We start from the raw sequence: 18,328 nt of genomic DNA on the forward strand, positions 1-18,328 counted from the left end.
CTATATCATTTCCCAAATCTTATAGAAACAAATTTACAGGTTCGTAACCACCCAGTGCAATTTTTCTATCAATATCTTTACTGGGATCAATTTAGAAATCAATAATTGTACCCACATGATTTAGCTCTTGTAGAAGAATACAATCATCATATCTCCAAAGAGAAAGTTTGTCTTACCGTAAGGATTCAGGTGGTGGGGTATTGACAAGTGTGATAGGTGAGGCAGAATATAGCAGTTATGGAAAAGAAGCTGCCACCAAAACTAGACAGAAATCTCAGGCACATCTACCCTACCCTGTCACTTCAAGACACTAATCAAGATTCCTGGCTTCAATCACCAAGAAATTGGCACAAAATTCATGGACCTCATAGATGAAGGTTTTAAAAACTACCCTTTATTCCAACAAACCCAAAACCTTCATAAATTCTTGACTTGGCCATCCTAGTTTCAACCAAAATTTGAATCTTCCATTCATTCATTGATCAAGCCCCAGGGGAAACTGGTAAACTTTTACCTTCCTTAGGCAATAGACCTTGATCATAATTTAGCTGAACCAAGGTTAGGTTTAGCACTGACACAAGGAAAAGTCTGTGGTCGTTCTCTTTCTCTGGAGCTATTCCAACATCCTGCCAATTTATTGACCGTTATACAAACTTGTCGCCGTCAAGCACTTTCTCTAATTGAGTTTTTTGACCAACCTATGAAAGCCATAGTTCACTCTGCTTTCCATAGACCTTCTTTAATCCCTCTACCTTAGACCTGAATCCTTACAAAAAGATAAGCAGCATTTTTGCAATTAATAATCTAAATCCGCCCATGAAAAAATCCCCTGCCGTGAGGTAGGGGATTTTCTTGTTACTTACCTAAAACGAGCAGTCAGGATCAACCAAACTTACCAGCAGTAGAAGCAATGAGGAACGCTGCGTAAGTGACAATGTAGCCAACAGTGAAGTGAGCTAAACCAACCACACGAGCTTGAACAATGGAGAGAGCAACTGGCTTGTCTTTCCAGCGAACTAAGTTAGCCAGAGGAGTACGCTCGTGCGCCCAAACCAAGGTTTCGATCAACTCTTGCCAGTAACCTCTCCAAGAGATGAGGAACATGAAACCAGTTGCCCAGATTAGGTGTCCAAAAAGGAACATCCAAGTCCAAACAGACAGGTTGTTCATGCCGTAGGCGTTGTAACCGTTAATCAACTGAGCAGAGTTAGCCCAGAGGTAATCACGGAACCAGCCCATCAAGTAGGTAGAGTTTTCGTTGAACTGAGCAACGTTACCTTGCCAAATACCTAGATGTTTCCAGTGCCAGTAGAAAGTTACCCAACCAATGGTGTTCAACATCCAGAACATAGACAGGTAGAAAGCATCCCATGCGGAGATATCGCAAGTACCGCCACGGCCGGGACCGTCGCAGGGGAAAGCATAGCCGAAGTCCTTTTTATCGGGCATCAGCTTAGAACCACGAGCATCCAAAGCACCTTTAACAAGTACCAAGGTTGTGGTGTGGATAGCCAGGGCGAAAGCGTGGTGAACCAAGAAGTCGCCAGGGCCAATTGTTAAGAAGAGGGAGTTAGTACCAGAGTTGATGGCATCTAACCAGCCAGACAACCAAACGTTACCGTAGTTGGGGTAGGCTGTGTAGGCGACGCTATCGGGATTAGACAACAAAGTGTCTAAGCCGTAGAGTAATTTACCGTGAGCAGCTTGAATGAACTGAGCAAATACTGGCTCAATCAAGATTTGCTTTTCAGGAGTACCGAAAGCAACTACTACGTCGTTGTGAACGTACAAGCCCAAGGTGTGGAAGCCCAAGAAGAGAGATACCCAGCTGAGGTGGGAAATAATCGCTTCTTTGTGCTGCAAAATCCGGTCTAATACGTTGCCCTTGTTTTGTTCGGGGTCGTAGTCACGTACCCAGAAGATGGCGGCGTGGGCGAAAGCACCAACCATCAAGAAACCCGCGATGTACTGGTGGTGGGTGTACAGTGCTGCCTGTGTTGTGTAGTCCTTAGCAATGAAAGCATAAGGAGGCAGAGAGTACATATGTTGCGCCACCAAGGAAGTGATGGTTCCCAGTGCTGCCAATGCCAAAGACAGTTGGAAGTGCAGGGAGTTGTTGATGGTATCGTACAGGCCTTGGTGAGGTAGGTTGAACTGACCTTCACTCTTGCTACCGGGAACTAAACCGGATTTGGAGTTCAGCATTTCTTTGATGCTGTGACCAATTCCAAAGTTAGTGCGGTACATATGACCGGCAATGATGAATAATACAGCGATCGCCAAGTGGTGGTGAGCCATATCGGTCAACCACAGGGATTCTGTTTGGGGGTGGAAACCGCCCAAGAAGGTAAGAATCGCTGTACCAGCACCAGTGGAAGTACCAAATAAGTGGCCAGCGGTGTCAGGGTTCTGAGCATAGACACCCCAGTTACCTGTGAAGAAGGGGGTTAACCCTGCTGGGTGGGGAGCAGCAGTCAGGAAGTTATCCCAGCCTACGTGGATACCACGGGATTCGGGGATAGCAACGTGAACCAAGTGACCAGTCCAAGCTAAGGAGCTAACACCGAACAAACCACCCAGGTGGTGGTTCAGACGTGGTTCTGCACTCTTAAACCAAGAGAGGCTAGGACGGAACTTGGGTTGCAAGTGCAACCAACCAGCGAACAGGAACAATGCTGCCAACAGGAGCAAGCCTACAGAACCGGTGTACAGTTCTTGGTTTGTCCGCATCCCGATGGTGTACCACCAGTGGTAAACACCGGAATAGGCAATGTTTACAGGATTGCTTGCACCAGCTTGGGTGAAAGCTTCAACTGCTGGAGCACCGAAGTGGGGATCCCAAATCGCATGGGCGATAGGACGGACATGGAGGGGATCTTTAATCCACTGTTCAAAGTTACCTTGCCAGGCTACGTGGAACAGGAGGCTGGATGCCCACAGGAAGATGATTGCCAAGTGACCGAAGTGAGTGGCGAAAATCTTTTGGTAAAGATTTTCTTCTGTCATGCCATCGTGGCTTTCAAAGTCGTTGCCTGTAGCGATCGCATACCAAATCCGACGAGTAGTCGGGTCCTGTGCGAGATCCTGGCTAAATTTTGGGAATTTTGTTGCCATAGGTTTTGATATGTCCTCTGACCTTTAGCCATCAGGTATCAGCAAAATTTTAGATTCTAGATTTTGGATTTTGGATTGAATCTAAAATCCCTTCGGGTGTGGCTACGGAGTTAGGGTAGCTTCACGAAGTGGTATGACAGTCGCTTATGGGGAAAACCACCATAGAGAAAGAACTTGCTGCGATACCTTACTAAAATCCAAAATCCAAAATTCAACTGATTGCTACCCTACTGAAAGGATATGTGCATGGAAGAATGCCCAAGTTGTAGCAATTCCTCCAAGTAGGTAGTGAGCCACACCGACAGCCCGACCTTGAGTAATGCTCAATGCGCGGGGTTGAATAGTAGGAGCTACCTTCAGTTTATTATGCGCCCAAACTATGGACTCAATTAGTTCTTGCCAGTAGCCACGACCACTGAACAGGAACATTAAGCTGAATGCCCAAACGAAGTGAGCGCCTAAGAACATGAGTCCATAAGCAGACAGTTCACTGCCGTAGGAGTTGATGACTTGTGTAGCTTGCGCCCACAGGAAGTCACGCAACCAACCGTTGATGGTGATGGCACCTTGAGCAAAGTTACCACCAGTGATGTGTTCTACTACACCATCTGCATCTACAGTACCCCATACATCAGATTGCATTTTCCAGCTGAAGTGGAAAATAACAATTGACAAAGAGTTATACATCCAGAACAGTCCCAGGAATACATGGTCCCAACCTGATACTTGACAAGTACCACCACGACCAGGTCCGTCACAAGGGAAGCGGAAGCCTAGATTTGCCTTGTCTGGAATCAGACGAGAACTGCGGGCGTACAATACACCCTTGAGCAGAATAAGAACAGTTACGTGAATGGTAAAAGCGTGGATGTGGTGAATCAAAAAGTCTGCTGTACCCAAAGTTATGGGCATCATTGCGACTTTACCACCTACAGCTAATACACCGCCACCAAAAGCGTAGCTAACTGGTTCTAAAGCATTGGGTGCTGTACCACCTGGAGCCAGTGTGTGCAGGTTTTGTACCCACTGAGCAAACACAGGTTGTAACTGAATTGCTGCGTCAGAGAACATATCTTGGGGACGACCCAAGGCACGCATTGTGTCGTTGTGAATGTACAAACCAAAGCTGTGGAAGCCGAGGAAAATACAAACCCAGTTGAGGTGAGAGATTATAGCGTCACGGTGACGAATCACACGATCTAGAACGTTGTTTTGGTTAAGAACGGGATCGTAATCCCGCACCATGAAGATTGCTGCGTGAGCAGCACCACCAACAATCAAGAAACCACCGATCCAAATATGGTGAGTGAAGATACACAATTGTGTAGCGTAATCAGTTGCCAAGTATGGATAGGGAGGCATCGCGTACATATGATGGGCGATGATGATTGTCAAAGAACCCAAGAAGGCCAGATTAGTAGCCAACTGAGCGTGCCACGAGGTGGTCATGTTTTCATAAAGACCTTTGTGACCTTCACCAGTGAAGGGGCCTTTATGGTTCTCTAGGATATCTTTGATGCTGTGACCGATACCCCAGTTGGTACGGTACATATGACCAGCGATGATGAACAGTACAGCGATAGCTAAGTGGTGATGAGAAATATCAGTCATCCACAAACCGCCTGTTACGGGGTTCAAACCACCTTTAAAGGTCAGAATGTCAGCATAAGTTCCCCAATTCAAAGTGAAGAAAGGTGTTAAACCGTTGGCAAAGCTGGGATACAACTCTGTCAACAGATCCTTATTCAAAATAAATTCGTGGGGCAAGGGTATATCTTTAAGAGCAACCCCTGCATCCAAAAGCTTGTTGGTTGGTGCGGACACATGGATCAAGTGACCTGCCCATCCCAAGGAACCACAACCTAGCAATACTTGCAAGTGGTGATTCAGCATGGACTCCACGTTTTGGAACCATTCCAGTTTAGGAGCGCGTTTGTGGTAGTGGAACCAGCCAGCAAACAGGAATAAACCTGCTAATACTAAGCCGCCAATTGCAGTGCAGTAGAGTTGGAAGGAGTTGGTAATACCCCAGCCACGCCATACTTGAAACAAGCCAGAGGTGATTTGAATGCCGTGGAAGCCACCGCCAACATCACCGTTTAAAATGTCTTGTCCCACAATAGGCCAAACTACTTGGGCGCTGGGCTTAACTCCTAATGGATCGGTCAGCCAAGCTTCGTAGTTAGAGAACTTAGCACCATGGAATAACATTCCGCTTAACCAGATTGTCACTACAGCCAGGTGGCCAAAGTGCGCGGAGAAGATTTTGCGGGAAATGTCTTCTAAGTCGCTTGTATGCGTATCGAAATCGTGGGCGAGGGCGTGGAGGTTCCAAATCCAGGTTGTTGTTTTTGGACCTTTAGCTAAGGATCTATCGAAGTGTCCAGGTTGGGCCCATCGCTCAAATGAGGTGGGTACAGGGTCTTTGTCAACGATGACTCTTGCTTTTTTCTCCTCTCGCTCCGGAGGACTAATCGTCATTCGACCTCCTCTGTCAATAAGGAATGAGGAATCATGGATACCACCGAGTGAATTTTACTCGTCGTTTCCAGAGATTTTCTGGAGTCATGTGGATTTGTTGTTTCTGTTGAATTATAGAGTCTGTACTTGTACATTGTTGGAGAGATTTTAACAATAATTCAAACTCGCTAGATTTATTGTCATATCTGCCTTTTATATTCAAAGTTATTGAAAAAAAGTCAATACCTTTTCTATTTAATTTACAAACTATAACAATTCTTAAAACTTGTGCTTAATTCTGGATATAGCCGTAAATGTTGCTGTTCTGGCTGTATATTTTCGTTGTTCTTCGAGTTAGATTGGAAAATTCTGTCGAAAATATTACATTTTCGCAAGTTTTATGATAAAGAAGTAAAAAATTTTCATAAACATTCAGGAGGCAGGCTGCGAGGTGTAGAGGATAAAGTTTTTCTTTTTGCTACCTGTTGCCTTTTTTCTTCCCCTATACCCCACACCTTTACAATTTCCCGCAGGGTGGCTACTGGCATTGTGGGGTTGTAGTGAAGAAAACAAAAGAAAATGGTGTTGAAGACAGACAATCAATAAAGATGGAAAGTATGAAATCTAGGCAAAAGACGGCTCTAGAGAAACTCCTTTCTCAGAGTTTCCCTATTTTCAAATGGGTAATGACATTACTGCTAATTTTGAGTTTAACCAGTTGTACTGAAAAAGCTGGAAGCCAAGAAGTATCTATTGACAATCAAAAAACAGCGTCACAAATCTCCCAAGTATGTCGGCAATTTTCAGAAACTGCACCACCAGAAGTAATTCAAGAACTGCGCCCAATTTTGGAACTTTATCAGCCACTAGTAACAATTATGACTCCTACGGCAGATGAAGTTATTGAAGACAATACTATTACAGTCCGTTTCCAGGTTACAGACTTACCAATATTTAAAGATCCCCAATGGCAATTAGGACCTCATGTGCACGTAATTATTGACAATGAACCTTACATAGCGGTTTATGATCTAAATCAACCTTTAGTTTTATCAGACTTGTCCGTAGGTACACATACATTGCGTGTTTTTGCGTCGCGTCCTTGGCATGAAAGTTTTAAAAATGAAGGTGCTTATACCCAAATAAGATTTCATATTTTTACTAAAACTGATGATAACAATCCTGCCTCCAATTTACCCCTCCTGACTTATAGTAGTCCTAATGCCAGTTACGGTGCAGAACCTATTATGCTGGATTTTTACTTAACTAATGCACCGTTGCATATTGCTGCTGAAGATAATCCTGATGACACAATCAGCGATTGGCGTATTCGTTGTACAATTAATGGTGAAAGCTTCATTCTTGATCGCTGGCAGTCAGTTTATCTCAAAGGTTTTACACCTGGTAAAAACTGGGTAAAACTGGAATTCCTTGATAACCAAGGCAACCCTGTTAAAAATGTCTTTAACAGTACAGCTAGACTTATTAATTACGAACCTAAAGGTAAAGACTCACTTTCAAGAATTGTCAGAGGGGAACTTACCGCTAATGAGGTGCGCGGTATTGTAGACCCGAATTATACAACTAAGATTCCGGTTACTAAACCTACACCTACTGTAACGCCCAAGCTTGAAGTTTCTCCCACTCCTCAACCTCAAGTGGGAAAACCACCGACTCCAGAAATTGAAGTTTCCCCCACTCCTCAAGCTCAAGTGGAAAAACCACCGACTCCAGAAGTTGAAGTTTCTCCCACTCCTCAACCTCAAGTGGAAAAACCACCGACTCCAGAAGTTGAAGTTTCTCCCACTCCTCAACCTCAAGTAGAAAAACCACCGACTCCAGAAATTGAAGTTTCCCCCACTCCTCAAGCTCAAGTGGAAAAACCACCGACTCCAGAAATTGAAGTTTCCCCCACTCCTCAAGCTCAAGTGGAAAAACCACCGACTCCAGAAATTGAAGTTTCCCCCACTCCTCAAGCTCAAGTGGAAAAACCACCGACTCCAGAAATTGAAGTTTCTCCCACTCCTCAAATACAACCAGCACCTGAACCGCAGGAAACACCAAGCCCTATTGAGTCAATACAAAAAGATCAATCAAAGCTAGAAAAAACAGGATTAAGGTGATTAAGTGAGTATTTTAAGGGTAAACCTTGACTAAACCTCAAAAAATCTAATTAGCTAAAAATACTCAGTTGCAAATTTTGAGATAAGGTTTTGATAAATGCCAACCCCGCTACAGGATTGCCTATACTATCTAAGGCAGGACTGTAGCAGGCTATCGCTCCCTTATTTGGTACGGTGGCTAACAATGCACCACTTATACCCGATTTCATGGGTAAACCAATTGTGACTGCATACTGGGGAGAAGCTTGATAATAATCCACAAGTTAACATCACAGATTTAACAATCTGACGATGTTGGGAATTTATAAAACTGCTTTCAGAAGCTAGGAGTTATCCTATTTTCCCCAAATCTTGTACTTGCCCAGATATACAGCATATTTTGTCGCAAATCTCAAGAGCTGATTCAATATTTTCAATGTATTGAGTTTGGTGGAGATAGTCTGCGATCAGAACATTTACCTGAGAACGAGTACCACGCACCGAAGCCAAAATCTCCGCATCTAAATATAGTTTACTACCTGCTGACTTATTTAAGTATTCACAAAATAATTGCGTGCGATGACTTCCATCTTTACCAGGTAAATTATCAGCTACAGTAATAGCACCAGTATTAATTAATCATCGCAGGGGTGTCCATTATCAGCTATTAAATGTTATAAGGAATTAAAAGGCATTAATTAAGGTCGAACCCCAACCCAATCTAATACCTTTTCTGAACCTAAATGTTCCAGCAGATATAGAAAAGAGAAAGGTTTAATAACACTCATTAAAGGAAATATAAAAGTATTATCACCTAAGTTGTAATTAATGCGTGACTGACACGTAGCTCACAGCAGATATGAACAACAAACCAGTTAGGATTAGCTACAGCTAAAAGCGGAATGCGTTGAATAACACTTCCCTGTTCTCCTTGAGTTTGTGCTTGCTTAACCCAGAGAGATAAATTATCTGGATTGATGCTTTGTAGTTTGATCAAAACTTTGATCCGACTCTAAGTAGACAATATAAAATTATACCAACTCAAAACTATGGGACAGATGTAACCCTGAGAAGCCAGATAAAATCTCAGCTCCCTCGTGTTATATCACCAGAATTACCATAAAATAAACCTTGGTTAAATACAGATAAACCATTATTTCTAAAAGCACTCAACGGTAGAATCATTATTCTAGACTTTTGGACTTATTGCTGTATTAACTGTCTACACATATTACCAGGTTTGAAATATTTAGAACACAAATATCAAGATAGCTTCACTATTATTGGTCTTCACTCTGAGAAATTCGATAACAAGAAGGAAATTGAAAACATGCGTCAAGCCATTCTATGTTATGACATTGAACATCCGGTTCTAGTCGATAGTGATTTTCGCGTTTGGGATAGTTATACTATCAAGGCCTGGTCTAATTTAATCATTATCGATCTACATTGATCTACAAGGATATGTGATTAGTCAATTTGGTGGAGAAGGACATATTCCAGTAATTGAAAACATGATTATTCAGCTTCACGAGAAAAATCAAGATAACATCAATTTTCAACAATTTAGCCTTACCTTAGAAAAACACCATCAACCATTAATTACACCTCTAGCCTTTCTGGGTAAAGTATTAGCAACAGCAAGGGGTTTATTTATTGCCGACACTGGACATCACCACATAGTTATCAGTACATTGGAAGGTGAACTTATTCATATAATTGGTACAGGAAGATTGAGATTAACTGATGGTGCTTTTAATGAAGCATATTTTTATGCACCACAGGGAGTGACTTATGATAATGAGACTCAAATTCTCTAGGGTACTCATACACAAAACTATACCTTGCGACAAATTGACTTGCTGCTGGTCAATTTTTACCAATAGGTTTCAATAGGTTTCAATAAACATTAGTAAAATGGCAAAAATATGAATGAAGAAAAAGCATATTTTTTCAAATTCTGATGATGGGATGTTATCTTTACCGAAAGATTTTTTTAAAATAAGTAGATTTAGAGACTTGCTACTTTGGGAAATTAGAGAAAGATTAATGCAGCGAATTCGCAATAATCAACAACAGTCTCAGGGAGCAATAATCAAATCATTGGCACATATGGAAATAGCCGAAGAAATGACAGAAATAAATAGCATTAATTTGAGTTTCTCAAAGATTGTTTGTTACTCAGGATAGGTGGTAAAAACTGGCAGAAAGGAAAACTGAAAGTTAAAATATCTATATCACCTCAAGGTCAACATGCTGATGAGGTGTACATGGAATTTTAGCCTGATGACTTAGATGAACTATTAGCATTATAAAATTTACAACACATTGCTAAAAATATCAATTACTCTGAATTATATTAGACCTCTTGCAAAATCGTTTCTGTGGTATAATAGAGGGCTTTAGATTTTATGTATCTTTGGTGTTCTTTGGGCTCCCGAATTCAAACATAACCGTGTAACTCTAACTGCTGGCTAGAACAAAGACAAACAACTATTATAACATAAAATTAATTCTGCAAGAGGTCTATTGATTGGCAGTAATTCAGTATGGACACCATGATCCATATCACCGAAAGCCAAAAATGCCAACAAGCAAAAATGTTTGAAAGCTATCTTTGTAGCACCTTAGAGACTGAAGGATTTATTCATTACTCCCTAGCATCACAAGCTGTTAAAGTGGCAAATGATTTCTGTCACAATCAATAGGATTTAGTTCTTGCTGTTTATAGATTCGGAAAAGTTGCAATCAGAAGTTCGTCATGAAGCTGCTGAAGTAAGTGAACTATTTCCACACATTTATGGCGCGGCGCTTTGAATATTGATGCCCTATACCAAGTTATAAGTTTTCTACCTAGAGAGGATAGTTTTTTTGATTCTCTCCCAGAAGTACTAAATTTAAAATAAATAAAACGTAAGTACTCAGCTATCAGCAGTCAGCTTTTTCAGACTAATACTGAAAATACCTATTTGATAATTAACCAATTTCTCAAAGATTGTGATTCCTAACTCCTGACTCCTGAATTCTTACAATAAAACTCAAAGTCTAGACATAAAAAATGAATAATCAAGAGATTGATATAGATGAATATATTGAGCAGATCTCATTGTTACTGAATTTAGAAATAAAAGATGAGTATCGAAATGAAATGATAGCAGATTTTGAAAAACTCATATCCATAGCAAAAATAGTTAATAATTGTCCTTTACCAGAAGAAATTGAAATCGCACCAGTTTTTGAACCATAGATAAACTATGAATGATGCTGTATCTGTAGCTAAAAATATATTATCAGGTAAAGTCAGTGCAGTAGAAGTTACTCAAGCTGCGTTATCGAAAATTCCTACTAAAGATAATGAACTTAATTGTTTTACTGATATCGCTGTGGAGACAGCTTTACAAGATGCAGCACATATTGATCAAAATATCGCTAAAGGTAAAAGTCCTCGTGTATTAGCTGGTGTACCTTTTGCAGTAAAAAATTCATTTAATAAATATAATAGGACTTAGGCATTGACAAAGTAGCAAAATACTGTAGTAATAAAAGATGTCATCTACTTAGCAGGTATCGGACAATTAGAGTAATAACCAAACCTTCTACAGCACAGTAGACTTGTCTAAAAAAGATAAGAAGCTGACTGTGAAAGCGTTACACGAACTATAACTGGGATGAAACACTAATTATGGCTGAAGGTAAAAATAAGGATTTGGGGATAAAAATATGAAAATTATTAAAAGTTATGTTTATCATAACTTTCTAAAAAAGAAAATCTAAAGGCTGATAATTCAAATATCATGACTTAGTATAAATGAGTAATTTAGATGTAACCTAACTAATAGACCTCTTGCAGAATTAATTTTATGTTATAAAACTGGGTTATCTTTGTTCTAGCCAAAAGTTAGAACACGGTTATGTCTGAATTAGGGAGCCCAAAGAACACTAAAAATACATGAAATCTAAAGCCCTCTATCATACCACAGAAACAATTTTGCAAGAGGTCTAATCTACATACTGCGATTACACCTGATAATAACGATGTCCAGCTAAACGAAATTTATCACTAGCTACTCGAAAAGTTTTGACTCTACATATGAGATATTCAACACCAATTGTTATTGATGATATTTTCTGATTTTCTTCTTCTTAAATCTCTGAAGGTCCGGCTTTTTTAGGCTTCTTATAATGTGTAGTAACAAATTCTTCTCCTATATAAGCTTTCTCTCCCAAAAATCTTTCTTTGGCATCTAGGTTTTGGCGATTATTTATAAATAGTGTAATATCACTTATCTTACCTAATTGTCCAATAGAAATATCAACTATATCCTTACCTCCTGGCAATACTATAAATTGATTTTTTAGAGTGTGTATTTCCTCCTTGACTGCATAATATTTTTCTGCTCTTATTTTCTGCTTTTAATAGTCACCTGGTATTTCTATAGCTTATTGTACACTATCTATTAGTAATGGATACTCAGTGAGTCCTTCCCATAATTCTTGATATTCCTGCTCATATTTGTTTGCTTCTTCTATTTGGGAAGAAGGTAAAATTTCCCTCAGGATTTCTACCCAATAATTAAATGTGTTATTTGCTTTTGTCCTCCATAGATCAAACAATAATCCTAGGATTTCAAATATTGGCTTCTGTCTCAGGTCCACTAGGGATATAGATACTCCCTCCCTTGAGGTCATTTCTGTTTTACCTCCTCCTCCAGACGCTATTAACCTAATTTTTCTTTTTTCAACTTCTACTTATTCCTCTAGATACCTTTTTCTACTAATGCTACTAATCTGATAAAGTCTTCATACTTAATCCCAATTAATCTTTTTGATTCCTGGCGGAATAATTCTATTCTTTCTAGGGGACTTGTCATTATTGATATACAATACACAGTTACATTCTTTCTATTTATTCTCCTACAAACTGCCTTTTAAGGATAGGTCTATTAGAATATGTTTCATATGATAGTATGAGTAGACTATTGCTCAGAGATAGATATGAACTGAAAGATTTATTTGATACAGTAAAGAAAATACTAAATATAGTAGGAGGGATTTCAAGTGTAGATGATAGAGTAGTAGAAAGATTGTATAGTGACCCAAAAAACGCAGAATTAATCAGTTGTTGTTGGTCTAGGAAATATCATAGGACCATGAAAGGCATAAACTTAACCACACTGTACTACAGTGATGTGTATGGAAATTCAGTACGAATAAATTACATAATATACGACAAAAAGGAGGGAAAGACGAAGAACAATTATTTTCAGGAAATGCTAAAGGAAGTGATTGATTGGAGTGTAAAGCCAAGAATACTTACAGGAGACAGTTAGTATTCAGGGGTAGAAAGCTGAAAGTTTTTAAAAAACTAGAAGTCGGATTTCCTATTTAGGATTGACAAAAGTAGAACCGTATTGAATAAACTGGAAAATTATTGTCTATTAAGGAGTTTAGAAATTATTGATGAAGGTTTGATAACTCATTTGAGAGCATTTCGATTGATCAAACTGTTTAGATAAGACTTCAAAAAACAAGACTCTAGAGACTATATAGTGTATCTAGCAGATCAAGAAGCTCTCAACCAAATCACCAAAAGTGAGTTTGTGACAATTCATGATACTCATTGGGGGATTGAAAGTTTTCATAGAGCCATTAAACAAGTATGTGGAATTTGTCGATTTATGGTTAGAGATAGCCAAGGAATTAAAACACAGATATTTTGTTCACTTCAAGCATTTGTTTGTTTAGAAAGAATGCGCTCTGAAAATATAATTTCTAATTGGTATGAATTGCAAAGGAACTTATTCACTTTAGTTGTGCGCAACTACATTGTGGAAAATCTTACCAATGCTGGTGCTGTTTAATACGCACGGATGATTTTTTTGTCAATGTGTAACTCCTATTTACTATCAATTTTGATGCAGAAAACTTAACTAATTCTAGGGGTCTAAATCTCCCTTATAAAACTTAATTATGAATTATTAACTGTGTCATTTGTCGGCGTTGCAGGGCAAAATGGAGAAAATCAATGCCTAATTCTTGGGCTGTGCGAATATCATTGCGATCAAGTGTCAAATTATCATCTAATCCCCACGCTGCTGATAATTCACCTTCTACCAAAATAATTCCTCCTGCATTTGAAATGCGAAGAAGTTCTTCATCTATGTGGGGAAGTCCTGCGAATAAAAAAGGTTTTGTTCTTAAGGGATGATTACGGCTCAGTTCCTGCCAAGATTGTAAGGGAATCTCAAAGTGGTATGCAATTAGATTTTTGATATCTTCTGTTAAGATAGAACCATTGGTGGGAACTTCAATGAGAATTACGCCACCTGTTTGTAAGTATTCATTGCAAGTATCTAGTTGTTGTTGTTCTAGATTTAATAGCTGCCAACCAATGAGATGTACTAAGTGATATTCTATGGGGTTTATTTGTAAATCTATCTGTCCAACTGGTGCTGTTCCCTGTAAAGTTGGATAAAGTCTTTCTACAGATTGGATAAAATCGGAAATTTTCTGATAGTTGTGATCGCTCATATTGAAAGCAGTAGCAATACTCACTACCACCTGTGGTCTGGCTTTAGCCTGAGAACGATAGCGCAAATCCAACTCGTTAAGATCAGGGAATAACAAATCCTGTGGATTTGCTAATTTAACTTCATCTCAAATAGTTACTGTAGTGTAGTGCGTCATATAATTTGTCTAGCCAGCCAGGCGCACGGCAATGTCATAAAAAGATCCCTGGTTTTGATCAAAAGCCAGGGTAACGAGACAAATAAATTCAGTCTTAATTATAAGTGATATAAAACACAGTGCATCTACGTGGAACCATTGGTGAGAAGTTAAGGAAAAGGCAAAATTGTCAAGGGTGGTATTTGCAGTGCTTAAAAATCGTTAGCAACTCATTATAGGCAAGTAATTGAGCGATTGTTACCAGCCATCACACAGTCCCCAAGAAGCAATCGACACTACACAAAAAAGAAATACAGACCACTGGTAGAAGATGAAGTAATTGCGGAGCAACTCTCAATATTACTGACACCAGCCATTACAAATCAAGACAAATACTACCGAAAATTAAGACTCAGAAAACGGATACTGAATTTACTAGATCTGTTGCAAAATTGTTTATGTAGTATGATAGGGAGTTTTAGATTTTATGTGTTTTTGGTGTTCTTTGGGCTTGCTAATTCAAACATAACCCTGTAACTCTAACTTTTGGCTAAAACAAAAACAAACCGCCATTGTAACATAAAATTAATTCTGCAAGAGGTATACTGTTAATTATGGCTGCGGTGTTAACCTTATGGCAACTGGCGAACCCGAAGGGTTCAACATTGGAGGCATTATTTAGGAAATTACAAAGTTTAGAAGAAGCTCAAAGAGGACAATTGCTAGGAAAGATAATCTGGTCATTGATTTAATGACCAGATTATCTGTTGAGATTTGGTTTGAAGAAAATCCCAAGCGGATGAATTTTCTCTGCCCTTTGATGAAATCTCATTAGAAATGATTTATCGTCGTATTTATAATTTCAGGATGGCTCATCAAAAAGGTAAGGCAACAGAAGATAGTTAAGTATTTTCCTGATCCCCTAAATCTCGATCTAGGTATTGTCAAACAACAGCGAAAACCAAATCTTAGGTTAATTATCGCTCCGTTTCCTTATCTTCAACGAGGTCCTGATCAATTCTTTTTCCATATTTCTCCAAAACCCTATTGACAAAAGACTTTCAGCCTTAACTTGTTATCAATTCTCCTAAATCCTCCTTTTTTTTTAAGGAGGACTTTGAGGAAAAACTAGGCTTTACAAATATCTCCTAATGTTCATATTGTCGATTTTCCATAAAAATTGGCAATGTTATGATTATAAGCTCGAACTAATAAATCAATACCAGTAATTGCAGTACCAACTACCACAGCATCACTGCCTAATTCTAACGCTTTTTTTGCCATTTCTGGTGAAGAAATACCACCTTCACAGATTACAAAAATATTTAAGTTTTCTATGATCTGAGTTAGCAATTCCCAACCAGGAGGTGCAAAACTTTTGGTTTCCGAAGTGTAGCCAAGAAGAGTTGTGCCAACAATATCTACACCAGCTTCTACGGCTAATTTTGCTGCTTCATAAGTATCTACATCTGCCATTACTGGCTTACCTAATTGCTGATGAATATTATTAATGATATCTGGTAATTTTTCATCACCAGGACGATTTCTAGTAGTCGCATCTATAGCAATAATATCTGCTCCTGCTTCAGCAACTGCGACAGCATGATGGAACTGTGGGGTAATGTAGACATGTGAACCTGTTATTACTTGTTTCCAAAGTCCAATTATTGGTACTTGTACTTTTGCTCTCACAGCTTTAATATGATTTGGGGTATTAATTCGCACGGATACTGCACCATTATTCACAGCAGCTTCTGCCATTGCAGCTATGATATAAGGATCATCCAAAGGTGAATTTATAGGTGCTTGACAGGAAACAATTAAGCCTTTGGGTAAATGCGTCATCTTTTAATTTTTAACTAATTTTTAAGGTTTTTAAGTTTACCACTTCTAAAAGTGATAATTTTTCTAGGTAAGTCTAAATTCTCGATGACATAACTTAATTACAAATTACTTTAATTGATTAGGTATCCAAACAGTAAAAATAGAACCTATACCTACGGTAGATTCTACTTCAATTCGACCTCGATGTAATTCTACAAGTTGTTTGGTTAAAGCCAAACCAACTCCTGTACCTTCGTAGCGACGACGGTAGGGTGTGTCAAGTTGTTGAAATTTCTCAAACAAAAGTGGTAATTGTTCTTCTGGAATACCAATACCAGTATCTTCTACTTGAAAAATGGCGGTTGCATCTTCTACCCACAAACGTAAGGTGACATTACCACCTTCGGGAGTGAATTTGATTGCATTTGTTAATAAATTCCAGAGAATTTGTTCTACTCTTGTAGAATCGCCGGTAAAGCTATCATGTGAGGGATTAATTTGCAAGTCTAATTTAAGTGTTACTTTTTCGCTTCTGGCTTTTTCTAAGAGAGAATCTAAAGTGTTTTGTGCTGATTTAACTAAGGAAAAATCGGTAATATTTAATACTGTCCTACCAGCTTCAACTTGTGATAAATCCAGAATGTCATTAATCATTTCTAATAAATGTTCTCCACTGTCATGGATGGTTTGTAAATAATCCCGTTGTCGTTTGCTTAATTCGCCTAAAGGCCAAAGCAATAATGTTGAAGACATCCCAATTACATAGGTTAAAGGAGTTAATAATTCATGGCTGATGGTAGCAAGAAATTCACTTCGGAGACGATTGGCTGCTTCCGCTGCTAGTAAGGCTTCTTGCAGTGCCATTGTGCGTTCAATAACCCGTTGTTCTAGGGTTTGTTTTTGTTTAGTAAGAGATGCCATTAACTCTGTTTGATGAATTGTGATCGCTAACTGTTTGGTAACTGAAGTTAGCAAACTTTTTTCGCTTTCAGTCCATTCACGGGGAGCATTACATTGATGAGCAATTAATAATCCCCACAGTTTTTCTTCAAAAATTATCGGTGCTACTAATTTCGCATGGACTTTACTTCTTCTTAGGAAATTCAATAAACATTCTTCCAAAGGATATGTTTTTTCTATATCATCCACAGCTAAAACAAAACCTTGACGGTATTTCTCCCAACACAAGGAAGTTCGCATCAAACAAGTTTCTTCTTGATAATTTAATACTGAGGGAATATCATCTGTGCTCAGAGATTCATAAACTATACAACCCTGGTAATTTTGATAATTTTGTGGTAAATGTTGAGAGTTAGGTAAATATTGGTCATTGAATGATGAGTATTGACTCTTAACTTGAGCCGATGCAAATTTATAAATTACTAATCTATCTAATACCATAAACTCACGTATTTGGGTAATTGCCGTTTTCATGATGATTGGCAAATCCAAGCTTTTACGGATTTGGCTTGTTACTTCATTTAACAGTCGTTCTTGAGCAATTTGCTTATTTAGAGCGTCTTCTACTCCTTGATAACTATAAGCTTCACCAGGAGTTATAGTTGAAGATACTGTTACCTCATTACTAATAATGGGTAGCATATATTCTAATAATAACAGGGTAAGTTTACTTTGCAGTTTAGCATCATTAGGGGCGATAACTTGTTGATATCGAGCGATGTTTTGATAAATGCAAGAATTGCAGTCAAACAAATTTATGACTTCTGAGATAAAAGAAGCGATCTCATCTGGATTAAATGTCAAACTAGTATTTATCGAGGGATTCTCTGGCTTTTCTAGTCCCCTAGTCTCCTGTTCCCCTGCTTCTATATTTCCCAACAGCAGCGCACTAAATTGTTCAGAAATTACCAGCGTAAACCGTTGCCTTTCCCATTCAGCGGGAATGGGCATTCGCTGCAACACAGCTTCTGTTAGCATCAAAGCGGCAGTACCCACTGCTTGAGCCATCTGCTGCAACAATTCCCCAAGCCGATTAAATACACTCAGAGGCAAGGTTCGAGAAAAGCTCAAATCGGGAGAACTAAGCATTTTCAAAATAAAAGTGAAATGGGCTAAATGCCTAAATAGAAACAACAACTCCAGACACAGGAACAGAATAAATTTTAAAAACCCATTTCCTGTTTTCTAGTTTTGGGAATTGT

The 18,328-nt window shown here is 38.9% G+C and carries 19 protein-coding genes and 4 pseudogenes; 12 read left to right on the forward strand and 11 right to left on the reverse strand.

What is annotated here, in order from left to right:
* The first annotated feature begins 167 nt into the window (after positions 1-167).
* Positions 168-314 (forward strand): hypothetical protein, encoded by a 147-nt coding sequence (locus AAZO_RS34780; protein WP_187289585.1) that lies wholly within the window; start codon positions 168-170, stop codon positions 312-314.
* 568 nt (positions 315-882) lie between these two features.
* On the opposite strand, the gene psaB is transcribed toward AAZO_RS34780, so the two are convergent.
* Positions 883-3,114 carry a photosystem I core protein PsaB gene (gene psaB / locus AAZO_RS02640; protein ID WP_013190068.1) on the reverse strand — a complete coding sequence of 744 codons (2,232 nt, stop codon included), beginning with the start codon at positions 3,112-3,114 and terminating at the stop codon, positions 883-885.
* Between the two features lie 222 nt (positions 3,115-3,336).
* Positions 3,337-5,595, reverse strand: coding sequence for a photosystem I core protein PsaA (gene psaA / locus AAZO_RS02645; protein ID WP_013190069.1), 2,259 nt, complete (start codon positions 5,593-5,595; stop codon positions 3,337-3,339).
* A gap of 596 nt (positions 5,596-6,191) precedes the next feature.
* Between psaA and AAZO_RS02650 the strand changes: the two genes are divergently transcribed.
* Complete coding sequence (locus AAZO_RS02650) at positions 6,192-7,697, forward strand: hypothetical protein (protein WP_013190071.1); 1,506 nt, start codon at positions 6,192-6,194, stop codon at positions 7,695-7,697.
* Positions 7,698-7,747: 50 nt separating this feature from the next.
* Here the strand turns inward: AAZO_RS02650 and AAZO_RS43245 are convergent, their stop codons facing one another.
* The 4 genes from AAZO_RS43245 to AAZO_RS43260 all read right to left on the reverse strand — a co-directional run bounded on the left by AAZO_RS43245 (position 7,748) and on the right by AAZO_RS43260 (position 8,673).
* Positions 7,748-7,957: a glutaminase gene (locus AAZO_RS43245; RefSeq protein ID WP_420807041.1), complete on the reverse strand. Its 210-nt coding sequence runs from the start codon at positions 7,955-7,957 to the stop codon at positions 7,748-7,750.
* Between the two features lie 70 nt (positions 7,958-8,027).
* Positions 8,028-8,312 (reverse strand): glutaminase, encoded by a 285-nt coding sequence (locus tag AAZO_RS43250; protein ID WP_420807054.1) that lies wholly within the window; start codon positions 8,310-8,312, stop codon positions 8,028-8,030.
* A gap of 62 nt (positions 8,313-8,374) precedes the next feature.
* Positions 8,375-8,464, reverse strand: coding sequence for a hypothetical protein (locus AAZO_RS43255; protein WP_420807042.1), 90 nt, complete (start codon positions 8,462-8,464; stop codon positions 8,375-8,377).
* 26 nt (positions 8,465-8,490) lie between these two features.
* A complete protein-coding gene (locus tag AAZO_RS43260) occupies positions 8,491-8,673 on the reverse strand; it encodes a hypothetical protein (protein ID WP_420807043.1) in 183 nt (60 codons plus the stop codon).
* A gap of 81 nt (positions 8,674-8,754) precedes the next feature.
* Between AAZO_RS43260 and AAZO_RS28425 the strand changes: the two are divergent.
* The 7 genes and pseudogenes from AAZO_RS28425 to AAZO_RS02675 all read left to right on the forward strand — a co-directional run.
* A pseudogene (locus AAZO_RS28425) lies at positions 8,755-9,493 on the forward strand (thioredoxin-like domain-containing protein); the annotation flags it as partial.
* Positions 9,494-9,608: 115 nt separating this feature from the next.
* On the forward strand, positions 9,609-9,866 hold the full coding sequence (locus AAZO_RS02665; protein WP_013190072.1) for a hypothetical protein: 258 nt from the start codon (positions 9,609-9,611) through the stop codon (positions 9,864-9,866).
* Positions 9,851-9,958: a hypothetical protein gene (locus AAZO_RS43265; protein WP_081462679.1), complete on the forward strand. Its 108-nt coding sequence runs from the start codon at positions 9,851-9,853 to the stop codon at positions 9,956-9,958. Before AAZO_RS02665 ends, AAZO_RS43265 begins: the two co-directional genes overlap by 16 nt.
* Before the next feature lie 276 nt (positions 9,959-10,234).
* Positions 10,235-10,384, forward strand: coding sequence for a DUF952 domain-containing protein (locus AAZO_RS42085; protein WP_338027009.1), 150 nt, complete (start codon positions 10,235-10,237; stop codon positions 10,382-10,384).
* Between the two features lie 10 nt (positions 10,385-10,394).
* The gene (locus AAZO_RS42090) at positions 10,395-10,493 is read left to right on the forward strand and encodes a DUF952 domain-containing protein (protein WP_338027010.1); all 99 of its coding nucleotides are present in this window, start codon (positions 10,395-10,397) and stop codon (positions 10,491-10,493) included.
* 241 nt (positions 10,494-10,734) lie between these two features.
* Entirely contained in the window at positions 10,735-10,923 is a 189-nt protein-coding gene (locus AAZO_RS02670; protein WP_013190073.1) for a DUF4089 domain-containing protein, read from the forward strand.
* Positions 10,924-10,930: 7 nt separating this feature from the next.
* Positions 10,931-11,167: pseudogene (locus tag AAZO_RS02675) on the forward strand (amidase family protein); the annotation flags it as partial.
* 652 nt (positions 11,168-11,819) lie between these two features.
* Here AAZO_RS02675 and AAZO_RS25775 read toward each other — a convergent pair.
* The gene (locus tag AAZO_RS25775) at positions 11,820-12,080 is read right to left on the reverse strand and encodes a transposase family protein (RefSeq protein ID WP_081462680.1); all 261 of its coding nucleotides are present in this window, start codon (positions 12,078-12,080) and stop codon (positions 11,820-11,822) included.
* Positions 12,081-12,116: 36 nt separating this feature from the next.
* The gene (locus AAZO_RS02685) at positions 12,117-12,365 is read right to left on the reverse strand and encodes a transposase family protein (protein WP_041639359.1); all 249 of its coding nucleotides are present in this window, start codon (positions 12,363-12,365) and stop codon (positions 12,117-12,119) included.
* A gap of 254 nt (positions 12,366-12,619) precedes the next feature.
* On the opposite strand from AAZO_RS02685, the pseudogene AAZO_RS02690 reads away from it, so the two are divergent.
* Positions 12,620-13,537, forward strand: a pseudogene (locus tag AAZO_RS02690) (IS701 family transposase); the annotation flags it as partial.
* Positions 13,538-13,640: 103 nt separating this feature from the next.
* Here the strand turns inward: AAZO_RS02690 and AAZO_RS02695 are convergent.
* Complete coding sequence (locus tag AAZO_RS02695) at positions 13,641-14,303, reverse strand: DUF4159 domain-containing protein (RefSeq protein WP_013190075.1); 663 nt, start codon at positions 14,301-14,303, stop codon at positions 13,641-13,643.
* 653 nt (positions 14,304-14,956) lie between these two features.
* Here AAZO_RS02695 and AAZO_RS34785 point away from each other — a divergent pair.
* Entirely contained in the window at positions 14,957-15,094 is a 138-nt protein-coding gene (locus tag AAZO_RS34785) for a hypothetical protein (protein WP_187289586.1), read from the forward strand.
* A 43-nt stretch (positions 15,095-15,137) separates the two neighbouring features.
* Positions 15,138-15,393: pseudogene (locus tag AAZO_RS36510) on the forward strand (IS4 family transposase); the annotation flags it as partial.
* 104 nt (positions 15,394-15,497) lie between these two features.
* Here the strand turns inward: AAZO_RS36510 and AAZO_RS02700 are convergent.
* Together AAZO_RS02700 and AAZO_RS02705 are read right to left on the reverse strand one after the other, a co-directional pair.
* Positions 15,498-16,187 carry an N-acetylmannosamine-6-phosphate 2-epimerase gene (locus AAZO_RS02700; RefSeq protein ID WP_013190076.1) on the reverse strand — a complete coding sequence of 230 codons (690 nt, stop codon included), beginning with the start codon at positions 16,185-16,187 and terminating at the stop codon, positions 15,498-15,500.
* A gap of 105 nt (positions 16,188-16,292) precedes the next feature.
* Complete coding sequence (locus AAZO_RS02705; protein WP_013190077.1) at positions 16,293-18,215, reverse strand: GAF domain-containing sensor histidine kinase; 1,923 nt, start codon at positions 18,213-18,215, stop codon at positions 16,293-16,295.
* Between the last annotated feature and the right edge of the window lie 113 nt (positions 18,216-18,328).

It is taken from the genome of 'Nostoc azollae' 0708, assembly GCF_000196515.1.
GTDB lineage: Bacteria > Cyanobacteriota > Cyanobacteriia > Cyanobacteriales > Nostocaceae > Trichormus_B > Trichormus_B azollae.

Bases quoted from the DNA above. Each gene is read 5' to 3' on its own strand.
- psaB (WP_013190068.1), bottom strand. From the start codon at position 3,114: ATGGCAACAAAATTCCCAAAATTTAGCCAGGATCTCGCACAGGACCCG.
- psaA (WP_013190069.1), bottom strand. From the start codon at position 5,595: ATGACGATTAGTCCTCCGGAGCGAGAGGAGAAAAAAGCAAGAGTCATC.
- AAZO_RS02650 (WP_013190071.1), top strand. From the start codon at position 6,192: ATGAAATCTAGGCAAAAGACGGCTCTAGAGAAACTCCTTTCTCAGAGT.
- AAZO_RS43255 (WP_420807042.1), bottom strand. From the start codon at position 8,464: ATGAGTGTTATTAAACCTTTCTCTTTTCTATATCTGCTGGAACATTTA.
- AAZO_RS02665 (WP_013190072.1), top strand. From the start codon at position 9,609: ATGAAGAAAAAGCATATTTTTTCAAATTCTGATGATGGGATGTTATCT.
- AAZO_RS42085 (WP_338027009.1), top strand. From the start codon at position 10,235: ATGATCCATATCACCGAAAGCCAAAAATGCCAACAAGCAAAAATGTTT.
- AAZO_RS02670 (WP_013190073.1), top strand. From the start codon at position 10,735: ATGAATAATCAAGAGATTGATATAGATGAATATATTGAGCAGATCTCA.
- AAZO_RS02685 (WP_041639359.1), bottom strand. From the start codon at position 12,365: ATGACCTCAAGGGAGGGAGTATCTATATCCCTAGTGGACCTGAGACAG.
- AAZO_RS34785 (WP_187289586.1), top strand. From the start codon at position 14,957: ATGGCTGCGGTGTTAACCTTATGGCAACTGGCGAACCCGAAGGGTTCA.
- AAZO_RS02700 (WP_013190076.1), bottom strand. From the start codon at position 16,187: ATGACGCATTTACCCAAAGGCTTAATTGTTTCCTGTCAAGCACCTATA.
- AAZO_RS02705 (WP_013190077.1), bottom strand. From the start codon at position 18,215: ATGCTTAGTTCTCCCGATTTGAGCTTTTCTCGAACCTTGCCTCTGAGT.